We start from the raw sequence: 13,833 nt of genomic DNA on the forward strand, positions 1-13,833 counted from the left end.
CTATTTGATCAACAAGGCCCCCTAGATATGAAAATTTGAAATATACCGAGGTCACACCTTATGGTGTGACATTAACAAAGTCTGATTTGGTACCAGAGCCGGAAAATTCAGTTATTGAAGTTTGTATTATAGATTCAGGCATAGCCGGCGAACACAATGAGTTTTCAAAAACAACCTTAGACGGCACCCACAGCAGTTATGCTGGATTTTGGTATAACGATGGTGTAGGTCATGGTACCGCGGTTGCTGGTGTTATTTCTGCAAACAAAAATGAACAAGGTATTGTTGGTGTGGTGCAAAATGGCGCTGTCGACCTTTTTATTCAGAAGCTTTCTTTATCCAGTGATGGTGCAAATCGCGAGATAAGGCGCTCTGACTTAATTCAGTCAATCGAGATTTGTGCCAGTCGAGGGGTAAACATTATCAATCTCTCAATGGCTGACCATTTATATTCTAACGCACTACGAGGTGTGATTGATAGGGTAACTAGTAAAGGTATATTAATTATAGCAGCGGCAGGCAATAATGGCTCAACAAGAAAACCAGGTATTGATTCTCCTCGTTACCCGGCTGCTTATAGAAGTGTGATGTCGGTCGGAGCAGTTGATCAAAATAAGTTACAAATGGGGTTCTCTCCTGTTAATCCTTCTCTTGAAATAACAGCTCCGGGCGGTCAGATTTTGTCCGCCATTGATAGCAATTATAAGAAAATAAACGATTTTTATTATCAAACAAACGACGGTGTTTTTAAACAAGCAAATAGCTCTCGTATTACTAAAGTAAATATTGGGAAGAGCCCTATGCCATATGAAGTTAGACTTACACCAGAGTGTTTTCAAAGCTTGAGCTCGGACACTTTAAGTACGAACTTTGTTAGCGGACTTTCTATGCCTGTAGAGGATGTAGCTAAGCTAGATGCTGCAACAAAAGCTTGTATAGAATCTGGTGGTAATGCGCTTGTCACATATTTCAGTATACCTGAATTTCCGTTTACGGAGGACATATCATTTGGGTACCCTTATCGTACAGAGTTTCCAACGATAAGTGTTGCTGGTAAATTGGCGAAGGAAATGGATAGAGAAGGGAAGTCTTATATTCTGACAAATCAATATGAATACAAATACCATACTGGTACGTCATTTTCTGCACCGTATGTTACTGGAATAGCAGCAAAAATTTGGAGTCACTTCCCCCAATGTAACAGTGAGCAAATCCGGAGCGTATTAACCTTCACAGCAGAAGATTTAGGTGAGCATGGGCGCGATGATGAGTTCGGTTATGGCTTGATTAATGCGAAATCAGCATACGATTATATTAGGGACAATGGCTGTGACATACCTGAGTCTGTTTGTCCAAAGGCATGGTATGATAATTACGCTTATAACAAAGGCGACTTGGTAACTTTTGAAGGACAAACTTACATGGCCAATTTCTGGAGTAAAAATACACCACCGACAACTTCCTCTGGTCAATATGATGCATGGAAATTAGTGGGTGATTGCTCTAAATAATGGTCTATTAGGTAGGCTATATAAATTTGTGGCCTACCTGCTTTACTTTTCTTGAACAATTGACGTAGTTATTAAAGTATTTCACTGCACTGGGCTTTGCTGAGTAAACAATTTTCCCACATAAACATCTAATTAGTCCAAAAATTAAAACTTTAGCTATACTTTACTATTAGTTTTTTTCTAAATCACTTGTGTGAAAGTGTTGGCAACATGTGTATGAGATATATGAAAGTAACACTTTACTTCTGTATGTGTTGGTTGTTTTTGTCAAACTCATACGCTTCAAGTAAATCAAATGTCATCTCTATCCCTCTAAATAATTGGATGAGTCAACGAGTTCTTTCGCATGTAGTTGGCAACATGATAGAGCGATACGGTTTCACAGTGATATATCATGATATGCCTGCCAGCGATCAGTGGGGCGCGATGCAAAAAGGGTTGGTTCATTTTCAACTAGAAATTTGGCAGCAATCCATGTCAGGCCAGTTTAACAGAATGGTTGCGAATAATATGATTGCAGATTTAGGTGTACATAGCGTCGTTGTGCGTGAAGAGTGGTGGTACCCTGAATACGTAGAAGAGTTATGCCCGGGTTTACCTGACTGGCAGGCGCTTAATCAATGTGCAAAATTATTTGCTAAAAAAGAAAATCCTGAAAAAGGAGTTTTTTATACTATTGATTGGGATTATCAAGACGCGGATTTGATAAGAGCACTAAATTTAAATTTCACAATCGAAAGGCTAGAAAATGAAGAAGTGCTTTGGCAAAAGCTGGAAAAGGCATGGTTAAGTAAAGTCCCAATTGTATTGATTAATTGGACTCCGAACTGGACTGATCTGCATATTCCGGGGCGATTTGTTGAGTTTCCTGAGTACACTATGGCATGTGAAACCGACGCGAGTTGGGGGATAAACCCAAACTTAGTTAATGACTGCGGCAATCCAAGAAAAGGATGGTTAAGAAAAGCAGGTTGGCCAAAACTGGAAAAGTCATACCCTTGTGTTTATGAGTTGGTCAAGAAAATTGATTTTACACAAAAGATGATAACGGATGCAGCTTCATTTGCTGTTTTTGATGGAAATAGTGAAGTCAAAGCTGCCAAAAGATGGTCCATAAAGTATCGTAATGAGATAGCCAAGTGGTTTGATACTTCATGTTTACCTTGAACAACTTTGATTTTTGTCTTTTTGAGCAGTAGCGGTATTTAAGAGAGGAAAAGCCGCACCAGAGTTATTAATTCATTACTAGCTGTGGCGTGCCGCCATCACTTACGCATTTGTAATATGCTGATTGCACAGAACGCGGGTTATAATGTTCTTCACTCCATGCTACTTTGTTTTGCTTATAACACAGCACATAAGTTGCAGAACGCGCTTCTGCGTATTTATGGACGGCACTTAGTGTTAAAACGAAGAGCACTAAAAAAATTGACTTTATCATTCTTGTTATCGCTATTTTTATAGTTCTTGTTATTGCTCCGCATTTTATATGTATTTTTCGAATTGTAAATCTTTTGTTTTTAAAATGCGTATTTTAATTTAATTTTTCATAATTGCCTGTGAGTCGTATCTAAAACGGTGTTGTGTATATTTGTGACTAGTGCGAGGTTTGAAACGCCAAAACCCCAGCATGACAGGGGTAACGGAAATAACTTGAAGGCTATGAAGGTTTAACTAAGCGCCATGTTTCCAGCCATGATCACCAGTAACGCAGCAAATATTTTCTTAACAGTTGATACAGGTAGGTAGTTAGTCGCTTTTGCGCCTAATGGTGCGGTAAACCAAGATGTACATACGATACCAAGTAATGCTGGCAGATAGATAAACCCTAAAAAGCCATCTTCAACACGAAAGTGAGTCAGCCCTGAGCTGATATAACCAACAGAACCAAACAAAGCGATTACTATGCCACACGCAGCAGAGCAACCTATTGCTTTTTTCATGTTAACAGAAAAATATGTAAGTAAAGGCACAAGTAAAGCACCTCCGCCAATCCCAATCATGGCAGATAAACCGCCTGTGATGGTTGTTAAAAAGGTTAAGATGCCTTTATTTGGCATTGAGCGCTCTTCGTTTTCTTCGCGTTTGTTACTACTGTAAAGCATTTTAAGAGCAATCAGCGCAACACATAAAGCAAATACCCCTTTCACTATTTCCTCTGGCAGTAGGGAGGCCATAAAGCCACTGAGCAATGCACCAAATGCGACACCAGTCATGATCCAAGGTGCTAATTCCCATGGCACATTTCCATTTTTATGATGCGCAAGTGCTGAGGAAGTTGATGTGAATAATATCGATGCAAGTGAAGTTGCTATGGCCGCTATAACAACTTGGTTTGGTGGCAGTATTTCAAATTGAAGTAAAATAATACTCAAAATTGGTACTATCACTAATCCGCCCCCGATACCAAGCAAGCCTGCGAGGAAGCCAACACCACTGCCAAGCAATGCGCAGTATAGGATCAACAAAAGCAATTCACTCATTCAACTTACCTCTTCTTATCATTGAGGTTGCAATAGTACAGCATTGAAATGGGGTTAGCATCTCGTATTTTTGAAGGTATAAATACGTATTTTGAAATCGAAAATTTTAGAATGTGACTTCTAGAGCTCATTTTAATCATGCATTTATATGGCGAAAGGTATTGGCTTTTATGATGTATTAATTTTTCTCATGTCTAATTTGAATTAATAACATTTTTAATTTTTTAGCTTTAAGAGTATAAATTGCTTATCGCACAGCTCTAGACGTCTAAAAGTCCAAACTATTAATCTTAAATTCACCGTTGGGTCGTATTTAAGGAGGATGAGTCGCAACCTGGAATAAAAGCCCGATAGAGCGAGACATAAATTTAGGGCCACCTAACCAATTTGGATGTAACAACACTATGAGCAATGAATTCACATTTACAATCAAAAGTCTTCGTTTAGATGAAAACTATCACCCTGCAAATAGCACACGTATTACGACTAACTTCGCAAATTTAGCACGAGGTGAAAGCCGCCAAGCTAACTTGCGTAACGCATTAAAGATGATTGATAACAGTTTTAACGCGCTGGCACATTGGGACAATGCGCAAGGCGACCGTTATTCAGTAGAGCTTGAAATTGTCTCTGTCGATATTGATGTTGATGGTGGCGGAGAAACGTTTCCTTCTATCGAGGTATTAAAAACGTATATCCTAGATAATAAGACTGGCGAGCGTATAGAGGGAATTGTCGGTAACAACTTTTCATCCTATGTACGAGATTACGATTTCAGCGTTAGACTGCTTGCTCACAATAAAGATAAGCCACAGTTCAGTATTCCTGAAGATTTCGGTGATTTGCACGGCAAGCTGTTTCAGTATTTCGTAAATTCTGAGGCGTACAAGCAAAACTTTAAAAAGCCACCTGTGATTTGTTTAAGTGTTTCAGATAATAAAACGTATCACAGAACTGAAAATCAACATCCAGTGTTGGGTTTTGAGTACTTGCCAAATGAGTCGTCATTAACTGAGCAGTACTTCAAAAAAATGGGCTTACAAGTGCGTTATTTCATGCCGCCAAACAGCGCCGCACCATTTGCATTTTACTTCTTCGGCGACTTGCTAAATGACTACTCAAACTTAGAGCTTATCAGCACAATCAGTACGATGGGTACATTCCAAAGAATTTATCGCCCAGAAATTTATAATGCCAATGCAATCGCAGGTGCAGTTTATAAGCCAAACTTGAAAAACTTAGATCACTCGATCACACAGATTGTGTATGACCGGGAAGAGCGCAGTCGCCTTGCGATTGAGCAGGGTAAATTTGCTGAAGAGCACTTTATTAAACCGTACCAAGCTATCCTTGAGCAGTGGTCAGCGAGTTACGCTTAGTATTTTATAGCAGTGAGCGTGAGCAACTTTGTTAATCATTGTGCTTACGCACACAAATAAGTGTTATGCAAAAAACTAAATGTGGTTTAGCACCTTTATCACTTGCAGTTGCTATAGGAAAGCTAAGTAGATTAAGTGCGAGGTTGCAGTTATTGCCAAAAATTAACGGCACAAGCTTAGTTTATATCAGTATTTAAACGCACTGTTGTTGGTACAGCATAGCGTTTAAAACTTGTAATACATAACCCATTTAAAATAGTTCATCATAACAACTATTTATCGTTTACCTACAGTTTTTTGTTTCAGCTTTTTGGTATTATTTTTGAACAAAAATAATAGGGTCAGAACCTTTCGACCTGATAACTAAAAGGAGCTTTATGAAACTGGTAAATTTTCAAATGGGTACGCTGGCGCTCATTTTGGTTGCTAGCTATCCAGGTTATGCAACACATACAACTAATTTAAACACACATGATTTAAAAAGAATAAACGCTTTTGAGAATGGCCTAAGGCCGTCTGTTTTGAACAGAGCTCAACCACAAAACTGGTCTTTAGTTGAGCGGATGACCCATTATAACGTACCTGGTGTATCCATTGCTGTGATAAAAGACTATGAGGTGGTTTTTGCAAAAGGTTATGGTGTAAAAGAAGCGGGTTTAAATAATCCAATAAATACGGACACGGTGTTTTCAGTTGGGTCATTGAGTAAGGTAGCGACAGCGGCAACCGCGCTTAATTTGGTTTCAAAGGGAAAACTAGCCCTCGATACTGATGTGAATCAGTACCTTAAAAGGTGGCAGGTGCCGACAAGCAAATATACTCAAAGCCATAAAGTGACATTAAGAGGGATCCTCTCTCATACTGCGGGCTTAACTTTATGGGGGTTTCCGGACTTTAACCCCAATGAACCCTTACCTACGGTGATAAATACGCTCAACGGGACTGGCGCGGCCAAAACAGACGCGGTTCGCAGCTTTTATGAACCCGGTTCAAGTTGGCGTTATTCTGGTGGTGGCACGACAGTTGTCCAATTAATGATAGAGGATGTATTAAATAACTCGTTTGAGTCTGCAACGAATCAGCTGTTATTTAAACCACTTGCTATGTCTCGGTCTACTTTTGAAAACCCATTACCGGTAAGCTTTGGTAATATCGCTAAAGCACATGACAGAGTAGGTAAATTAGAGGCCAAACCAAGGGGATGGCATACTTTTCCTGAAAAAGCTGCATCGGGACTTTGGAGTTCCCCCAGTGATTATGCCAATCTAGCCATTACATTGATGCAAAGTTACCACACAGAGCAAGGTTACTTAGAGCAAAATATTGCACAGCAAATGATGACCAAAGTCGGTTATGGCAATTATGGGTTAGGGCCAGAATTATCAGGTGTAGGGGAACTTAGGCGCTTTCGCCACGGTGGTTCAAATCAATCATATAAAGCTTGGGTCGAAGGGCATCTGAATTTGGGGTCTGGTTTGGTGATTTTCACCAATGGCAGTAATGGCGATAAGTTAATTAGAGAAATAAGGCGTGCCGTTGCTGATGCATTCGACTGGCCTTTTTATAGACCATATTATCAATATCAAGCCTCATTGGATAAATCCTGGTTAACTCAGTTTACTGGAACATACAAAATCCCAAAAGACGTTAACTCATTTTTGGAAAGGGGGTTTGTGAATGCCAATGATAAAAAACCAAAATCAAGACAGGTTAAGTTAAAAGAAAATAAGCTTTATTATAATGACACTGAGCTTTTTGCAATCGGCCCAAACCGGTTTGTGTTTGAAGGAGACGACGAGTTAAATCAAACTTATTTTGAATTTGTACAAAATACGCAAGGTCGTTTTGATACTTTAATTATTCGCGAAGGTGAAAACAGCATGGTCGCATTTAAAGACAAAAAATAAAAATAGGTCAAACGAAAGAATAGCTCTTTCGTTTGACGATATCAGTGATTAAAGTGCTTCTAAAATAACTTCTGCTTTACTGACTTCAAATGTTTTTGGTGCTTCAACATTCAGTTGGGTTACAACACCGTTCTCGACTATCATGGCATAGCGCTGTGAGCGCACGCCGCCAAAAGTCTCAGTATCCATTTCAAGGCCTAATGCTTTGGTAAAGCTTGCATCGCCATCGCCTAACATTGATAACGTTTCAGCATTGTGTGCTTCGCCCCAAGCCTTCATAACAAAAGCATCGTTAACTGATACACAAATAATGCTATCAACGCCCTTTGCTTTAATTTTATCAGCGAGAGCGACAAACCCCGGTAAATGCGCAGCAGAACAGGTTGGTGTGAAAGCACCAGGTACAGCAAAAACAACCACTTTTTTATCTGCAAAAAGCGCATCTGATGTATGGTTTTGCATACCATCAGCAGTAAGTTCTGTTAATACCGACTCAGGAATGCGTTGTCCTTGTTCAATCATTGTTTTTTCTCTATTAGATTAAGATGTTTGCAAGTGTAGTATGTAAAAGCAAAGATAAAAACCGATAATGTGAAGGGTTATTTAAGCAGCCTAGAAATTCATTTTATAGGCTGCTTGAATAGTCAACAAATAGGATAGGGATTACTGCTTTTGCTTATATGCGTCGTTGTGCACGTTTGCGGCACGACCCGACGGATCCGCATTGTTCTCAAAGCTTGCATCCCAAGCAAGTGCTTCAGGCGTAGAACACGCAACAGATTTGCCATGAGGCACACATTTAGCTGCGGCATCTCCCGGGAAATGCTCTTCGAAGATGGTTCTATAGAAGTACGCTTCTTTACTGTCGGGCGTATTAATTGGGAAACGATAATGTGCATTCGCTATATCTTGATCAGACACTTGTGCCTCAGCGTAATCACGTAACGAGTCAATCCAAGAGTACCCAACACCATCTGAGAATTGCTCTTTTTGACGCCAAAGTACATCATCAGGGATATAACCGTCAAAGCCTTCGCGGATCACATGTTTTTCAATACGGCCATCTTTACACATCTTATATTCAGGGTTGGTACGCATGGCGATATCTACAAACTCTTTATCCAAAAATGGCACCCTTGCTTCAACGCCCCAAGCCGCCATAGATTTGTTCGCACGCAGGCAATCAAACATGTGTAATTTTGATACTTTACGATTAAGCTCTTCGTGGAATTCTTTACTGTTTGGGGCTTTATGGAAATATAAATAGCCACCAAATAGCTCGTCCGCACCTTCGCCTGATAACACCATTTTGATCCCCATGGCTTTAATATATCTTGCCATTAAGTACATGGGTGTGGACGCACGAATAGTCGTTACATCGTAGGTTTCTAGATGATATACAACTTCTTTAAGCGCATCTAAACCTTGTTGTACTGTAAAGTGAATAGGATGATGGACGGTACCAATTTGGTCTGCAACTTTTTGTGCTGCCGCTAAATCTGGCGACCCTTCAAGGCCAATGGAGAAAGAGTGCAATTTGGGCCACCAAGCATCACTGGCATCATTGTCTTCTATTCGTTTAGCGGCATATTGTTGAGTAATTGCAGAAATCACAGATGAGTCTAAACCGCCAGATAAAAGCACGCCATAAGGCACATCACACATCAGTTGTCTTTTAACGGCTGCTTCTAAGCCATTTTTAACATCGAGCGCACTGGCTGGGTTATCTTTGACGGCATCATAGTTTTGCCAATCGCGTTGGTAATATTTGTGATACGTGCCTTCTTTTGAATATAAGTAATGGCCAGGAGGAAATTCTTCTATTTGAGTACAAATTGGCGTTAGGGCTTTCATTTCACTGGCAACATAAAAGTTACCGTGTTGGTCGCGGCCGGTATACAGTGGAATTATGCCAATATGATCTCGACCAATAAGGTAAGCATCTTGCTCTTCGTCATACAAACAAAAAGCAAAAATACCGTTCAAGTCATCTAAAAACTCTGGCCCTTTCTGTTTGTACAGTGCCAGAATAACTTCACAGTCAGACTTTGTTTGAAATTCGAATGGGGCTTCTAATTGCTCAGCCAGTGATTTGTGGTTATAGATTTCACCATTGACTGCTAAAACATGGGTTTTCTGTGGGTTGTATAGAGGTTGTGCGCCACTGGCGACACCGACGATAGCAAGTCGTTCGTGTACTAAAATAGCTTTTTCACTTGAATATACTCCTGACCAGTCTGGTCCACGGTGTCTAAGTTTTTTAGACATTTCTATTGCTTGTGCTCTGAGCTTATCAGCCGAGCTTTGGATTTCTAATACACCAAATATTGAACACATATTACCCTCATTCCTGTTATGACACCCAGTCGTTGTACACTGACTTGGTGGCTTATCACTGCGATATATATTGTTATTTTTTATAAAGCTTAAACTATAACTAACAGAAAACTTTGCCTAAGTCACACAGAAAATTTTAAACATAAGAGAAGAAAATAGAGGGAAGTTTTGGTGCATTTCTGCACCAAAATAAGGCAAGGGCTTAGTGGGTTGTGCCCGCAGCAATGGCTAAGTCTTGATCGTGAGTCAAAGCAGACGCAATCATGGCTTTTAGTGCTGCAATGACTGTAGACTCCGCCATACTTGGTGCACCACTGTGGTGCACTGCTTGTTCAGGCAAATATGGGATATGGATAAACCCACCTTTCAAATTTGCCTTGTGTGTTTCGATATAGTGACATAAACCATACATCACATGATTACACACATAGGTGCCAGCAGTATTTGAAATACTTGCAGGAATGTGCGCTTCATGTAAATCCCAGAGCATCTGTTTTATCGGCAGCTTGGCAAATACTGCCGCTGGGCCGTCTTTAATCACAGGTGTATCGATTGGCTGGTGGCCTGCATTGTCTTTGATCCTTGCATCGTTGATATTGATGGCAATACGCTCGATGGTGATGTCACTTCTGCCGCCAGCTTGACCGACACATAAGACGAGACTTGGCTCGTGCAGCGCGATGCTGTTGTAAAGAGACTCAAGGGATGTATCAAATTCACAAGGCAGTTCACGTGTCACCACCATGTGGCCTTCGATGATTAACCCTTCTAGTTTTTGCACGGCTTGCCATGATGGGTTGATCTCTTCGCCACCAAAAGGCTCAAAACCAGTAATTAATACCGTAGGGTGATTCGGTTTAGTCATTAAATATTACCCCGTACATTAAGAAAATATTGATGATGAGTAGGGCGATCGCAGTCGGAATTTGTACTTTGATCACTTGATATTTATCTTTTAAATCAAGAAGTGCTGCAGGCACGATATTAAAATTTGCGGCCATTGGCGTCATAAGCGTACCGCAGTATCCCGAGTACATGCCAATTGCTACCAGCGGTGCTGGGCTTGCATCATGTCCTTGAATTAAAAATGGTACGGCGATACCAGCGGTCATTACCGGAAATGCAGCAAATGCGTTACCCATAACCATGGTAAACAGTGCCATACCAACACAATAAAGCACAACCAGCATAAAGCGATTATCTGGCGAAATAAACATAGTGACAATATCTTGAATCGCGGTGCCGGTGTTCGCCACAATAAATACGCCACCAAGCATGGCAAGCATTTGCGGCAAAATAGCAGCCCAACCGATGGAGTCCACAAGGCGTCTAGACTCGCCAATTGCTTGAATTGGACTGCCAGAGGTGAACTTCCATGCGACTAACAAAGCGCCACCACAAGCGAGTGTTAATGACGCCAAAGTTAGGTGATTTTGGTCAAATAAGTAGGTACCACCTAGGTTAATGCCGCCTAAGAATAAGGTACAAATTACCGTAATGATTGGAATGAGTACTGCTGGAATAAATAACTTGTTGCCGATTGATTTTGCACTTTGGTCGAGTTCTTCATCGCTTGGGGTGTAATAAGTGCCCATAGAGACTTTGCCCATGCCTGCGAGTAGGGCGATGATGATGACACTCACACCAACCCATTGGTATGTTAGTGTTTCGCCAATGAGGGCAATTGACAGATCGCCAAATAAAAAAACGTTACCAAACAACATCCAAAATAGGGCGGTGGTGTAGCGTTTTGGGTGCCCTTTATCTTGAAGTGTTTTGACAACGAGGAATAAAACTAAAAAGCCGATCAGCAAATAAATATTTTCAATGGAAAGTAATGCCGGTGCCTCAGCTTGTGATGAATGATTTACTGCGCTCATGCTGGTTCCTCTGACGTTGCTGATTTGTTTTGTGCTTCTTGTTGTCTGATTTCAGCAATTTTGTTGCAAATCTTGGCTTCAAGTCGAGCAAGGCGGAATAAATGCACGATAAGCGCGAAAATAGCAGTCGGGATCGCCCACAAGCCGATGTGCAGAGGCTCAATACCCGCAATACCATTCTCTTTCAAAAACGCATCCATCAGTAATACTGCGCCAAAGGCGATAAATATATCTTCGCCAAAAAATACCGCGATGTTATCGCAAGCAGCAGAGTGTGCACTGATCATATCTTTCACTTCTTTTGGCAGTTCGCCATGCTGATTTGCAGCTGCACCAAGCGCCATGGGAGCTAGCAGTGGACGTACAGTTTGTGCTTGACCTGCAAGGCTTAATAGCCCAAGCGCTGCGGACGATTCACGTACAACAAAGTACATACCTAATATTCTGGCAGTGGTTGCGCCTTTAATGTTAGCAATCCAATTTTTAGCACGGTTTTGCAAACCATAGCGCTCTAAAATGGCAATCACGGGTAAGATGAGTAGGAAGCTGGCAAGTTGCCTTGAATTCATAAACTTTTCGCCAAAGGTGGCAAGTAATTCAGAAAAATTGAGGTCTACTGCCCACCCTGTAATGAGACCGGCTGCGGTGACCACCAATAATGGGTTGAATCTCAGGGCAAAGCCCAGTACGACAACCAATATCCCCGTTAATGGGAGTAAGTTTAGTTCTGTCATGTGTTTTTCTTATTGTGATGTTGTACAGCAATTTCTAGCTGTGCTAAGTGTTGTAATTGTTGTGTTGTCGCTTCTAAGGCCTTTGCTCTATCCACGACGACAAAATTGCAAGTTTGACCTGCGCTAAGCTGACTTAACAGTCTAAGGTCCGCCTCAATGACTTGGCCAATGATTGGGTAACCTCCGGTCGTTTGACAGTCATTTAAAAGCACAATGGGTTCACCGTTTGGCGGCAATTGTATTGTGCCAGGGCAAACCCCTTGGCTTGCAATACTCAGGTCATGAGCCAGGTCTATTTCGCTTGATAATCTAACCCCCATACGATTGCTTTGCGGTAATACTTGCCAACTCTTTTCGAACACGCTTTGTTGCTTGTCTTTTGCCAGTAGGTCTATGTGCGGTCCAGCAATAACACGTATTGTATCGGTATATTCAGGTAAAGCTGCGCCAATAGAGCTAAGTACAGAGTTGGCTGCATAATCCAGCTCGTCACCATCGCTTAATGCTTTACCGCTTAAACCACCAAATCCTGCTTGTACGTCTGTGGAGCAGGAATTCATGACACAGGCCAGTGAAGAGAAGCCATTTTGAATCGCAAAATATGCTCTTAGCCCTGTTTTGCTCGTCGCAAATGTTAAAATATCGCCTTCATTTGCATGATAGCGCCAGCCAGTGGTTAATGGTTGTCCAGATAGCTTTGCGCAAAGATCTGCACCTGTGATTGCAAAGTTTGTTGGCTTACTAAATTTAAACTGACACAAACCCACAGTTATCTCGATAACAGGAGTGTCTTTTGGGTTACTTAGAAGTATATTGGCACTTTTAGCTGCTAATTGATCTAATACACCGGACTGGGAAACACCTAAGTGTCTAAAGCCCATTCTTCCTAAATCTTGTACACATGTTTGAATACCAGATTTTAAGATTGTTAGCATATGCCCTCCGTGCTTGGTAAAAATTTCACCTCATCTCCAGGTTGTAAAATACTGGGTGAATCTAAATTATGATTGAATAATACGGCGTCTGTGTGACCAATCAATCTCCATCCTCCTGGAGATTCGCTCGGGTACACAGCTGTTAAGTCTTGTGCGATGGCCACAGAGCCTTTCGGTACATGGGTTCTTGGTGACTCTAGCCTTGGCAAGTGCAATTTAGGGTGTAAATCTCCAAGGTAGGCGAAGCCGGGCAAAAACCCCAAAAATTTCACTTGATAGCTGCACTGGCTATGCAGTTCAACAACTTGTGATTGTGACAAACCAGTCAAAGAGGCAACTGATTGGAGATCCGGTCCGTAATGCTTACCATAATGTGTCAAAATTGTATGGACAGTTGGCTCAAATGATTCTGGCTCTATGTTTTCCCAAGCATCTTGCATTTTATCTAACCAGTATTCTGGATCTTGAGAATGCATTAAATAGCCTGTGATTGTGGTTTTTGCTGGGACTATATCAATAAAGACTTTTTGTTCGCGCATCCACGCGTGTAGCGCGAAAAGCTTGTTTTGTTGATATTGAGATAGGTTACTTTGCGTGATCTCTAAAACGAGTGCACGCTCGCCTAGGATGTAGATCTTGTTGTTAGTCATTACGTTGTCTTTATTAT

At 41.1% G+C, this 13,833-nt stretch carries 13 protein-coding genes; 4 read left to right on the forward strand and 9 right to left on the reverse strand.

Going from position 1 to position 13,833, the window contains the following annotated elements:
* Positions 1–35: 35 nt before the first annotated feature.
* Both N477_RS09245 and N477_RS09250 read left to right on the forward strand, forming a co-directional pair.
* Positions 36–1,511, forward strand: a complete 1,476-nt coding sequence (locus N477_RS09245; protein ID WP_063363783.1) for a S8 family peptidase — start codon at positions 36–38, stop codon at positions 1,509–1,511.
* A gap of 249 nt (positions 1,512–1,760) precedes the next feature.
* Positions 1,761–2,678 carry an ABC transporter substrate-binding protein gene (locus N477_RS09250; protein WP_269200035.1) on the forward strand — a complete coding sequence of 306 codons (918 nt, stop codon included), beginning with the start codon at positions 1,761–1,763 and terminating at the stop codon, positions 2,676–2,678.
* A gap of 67 nt (positions 2,679–2,745) precedes the next feature.
* On the opposite strand, the gene N477_RS09255 is transcribed toward N477_RS09250, so the two are convergent.
* Both N477_RS09255 and N477_RS09260 read right to left on the reverse strand, forming a co-directional pair.
* Positions 2,746–2,952 carry a hypothetical protein gene (locus N477_RS09255; protein WP_063363785.1) on the reverse strand — a complete coding sequence of 69 codons (207 nt, stop codon included), beginning with the start codon at positions 2,950–2,952 and terminating at the stop codon, positions 2,746–2,748.
* Positions 2,953–3,181: 229 nt separating this feature from the next.
* On the reverse strand, positions 3,182–3,994 hold the full coding sequence (locus tag N477_RS09260; RefSeq protein WP_063363786.1) for a sulfite exporter TauE/SafE family protein: 813 nt from the start codon (positions 3,992–3,994) through the stop codon (positions 3,182–3,184).
* 404 nt (positions 3,995–4,398) lie between these two features.
* Between N477_RS09260 and N477_RS09265 the strand changes: the two genes are divergently transcribed.
* Complete coding sequence (locus N477_RS09265; RefSeq protein WP_063363787.1) at positions 4,399–5,373, forward strand: DUF1852 domain-containing protein; 975 nt, start codon at positions 4,399–4,401, stop codon at positions 5,371–5,373.
* Between the two features lie 377 nt (positions 5,374–5,750).
* Entirely contained in the window at positions 5,751–7,280 is a 1,530-nt protein-coding gene (locus tag N477_RS09270; RefSeq protein WP_063363788.1) for a serine hydrolase domain-containing protein, read from the forward strand.
* Between the two features lie 48 nt (positions 7,281–7,328).
* On the opposite strand, the gene N477_RS09275 is transcribed toward N477_RS09270, so the two are convergent.
* The 7 genes from N477_RS09275 to pxpB all read right to left on the reverse strand — a co-directional run bounded on the left by N477_RS09275 (position 7,329) and on the right by pxpB (position 13,816).
* On the reverse strand, positions 7,329–7,802 hold the full coding sequence (locus N477_RS09275) for a peroxiredoxin (protein WP_063363789.1): 474 nt from the start codon (positions 7,800–7,802) through the stop codon (positions 7,329–7,331).
* Positions 7,803–7,943: 141 nt separating this feature from the next.
* Positions 7,944–9,617: an asparagine synthase B gene (asnB, locus tag N477_RS09280; RefSeq protein ID WP_063363790.1), complete on the reverse strand. Its 1,674-nt coding sequence runs from the start codon at positions 9,615–9,617 to the stop codon at positions 7,944–7,946.
* A 202-nt stretch (positions 9,618–9,819) separates the two neighbouring features.
* Positions 9,820–10,482, reverse strand: coding sequence for a pyroglutamyl-peptidase I (pcp, locus tag N477_RS09285; protein ID WP_063363791.1), 663 nt, complete (start codon positions 10,480–10,482; stop codon positions 9,820–9,822).
* Positions 10,475–11,497 carry a DUF979 domain-containing protein gene (locus tag N477_RS09290; protein ID WP_063363792.1) on the reverse strand — a complete coding sequence of 341 codons (1,023 nt, stop codon included), beginning with the start codon at positions 11,495–11,497 and terminating at the stop codon, positions 10,475–10,477. The genes pcp and N477_RS09290 overlap by 8 nt, the downstream gene beginning before the upstream one ends.
* Positions 11,494–12,231: a DUF969 domain-containing protein gene (locus N477_RS09295; RefSeq protein WP_046355092.1), complete on the reverse strand. Its 738-nt coding sequence runs from the start codon at positions 12,229–12,231 to the stop codon at positions 11,494–11,496. Before N477_RS09295 ends, N477_RS09290 begins: the two co-directional genes overlap by 4 nt.
* The gene (locus N477_RS09300) at positions 12,228–13,166 is read right to left on the reverse strand and encodes a biotin-dependent carboxyltransferase family protein (protein ID WP_063363793.1); all 939 of its coding nucleotides are present in this window, start codon (positions 13,164–13,166) and stop codon (positions 12,228–12,230) included. The genes N477_RS09295 and N477_RS09300 overlap by 4 nt, the downstream gene beginning before the upstream one ends.
* Positions 13,160–13,816: a 5-oxoprolinase subunit PxpB gene (pxpB, locus tag N477_RS09305; RefSeq protein ID WP_063363794.1), complete on the reverse strand. Its 657-nt coding sequence runs from the start codon at positions 13,814–13,816 to the stop codon at positions 13,160–13,162. The genes N477_RS09300 and pxpB overlap by 7 nt, the downstream gene beginning before the upstream one ends.
* Positions 13,817–13,833 lie beyond the last annotated feature (17 nt).

It is taken from the genome of Pseudoalteromonas luteoviolacea H33-S (assembly GCF_001625695.1).
Lineage (GTDB): Bacteria > Pseudomonadota > Gammaproteobacteria > Enterobacterales > Alteromonadaceae > Pseudoalteromonas > Pseudoalteromonas luteoviolacea_B.

Excerpts from the sequence above, each read along its gene's own strand:
- N477_RS09250 (WP_269200035.1), top strand. The coding sequence starts at position 1,761 with ATGTGTTGGTTGTTTTTGTCAAACTCATACGCTTCAAGTAAATCAAAT.
- N477_RS09255 (WP_063363785.1), bottom strand. The coding sequence starts at position 2,952 with ATGATAAAGTCAATTTTTTTAGTGCTCTTCGTTTTAACACTAAGTGCC.
- N477_RS09260 (WP_063363786.1), bottom strand. The coding sequence starts at position 3,994 with ATGAGTGAATTGCTTTTGTTGATCCTATACTGCGCATTGCTTGGCAGT.
- N477_RS09265 (WP_063363787.1), top strand. The coding sequence starts at position 4,399 with ATGAGCAATGAATTCACATTTACAATCAAAAGTCTTCGTTTAGATGAA.
- N477_RS09270 (WP_063363788.1), top strand. The coding sequence starts at position 5,751 with ATGAAACTGGTAAATTTTCAAATGGGTACGCTGGCGCTCATTTTGGTT.
- N477_RS09275 (WP_063363789.1), bottom strand. The coding sequence starts at position 7,802 with ATGATTGAACAAGGACAACGCATTCCTGAGTCGGTATTAACAGAACTT.
- asnB (WP_063363790.1), bottom strand. The coding sequence starts at position 9,617 with ATGTGTTCAATATTTGGTGTATTAGAAATCCAAAGCTCGGCTGATAAG.
- pcp (WP_063363791.1), bottom strand. The coding sequence starts at position 10,482 with ATGACTAAACCGAATCACCCTACGGTATTAATTACTGGTTTTGAGCCT.
- N477_RS09290 (WP_063363792.1), bottom strand. The coding sequence starts at position 11,497 with ATGAGCGCAGTAAATCATTCATCACAAGCTGAGGCACCGGCATTACTT.
- N477_RS09295 (WP_046355092.1), bottom strand. The coding sequence starts at position 12,231 with ATGACAGAACTAAACTTACTCCCATTAACGGGGATATTGGTTGTCGTA.
- N477_RS09300 (WP_063363793.1), bottom strand. The coding sequence starts at position 13,166 with ATGCTAACAATCTTAAAATCTGGTATTCAAACATGTGTACAAGATTTA.
- pxpB (WP_063363794.1), bottom strand. The coding sequence starts at position 13,816 with ATGACTAACAACAAGATCTACATCCTAGGCGAGCGTGCACTCGTTTTA.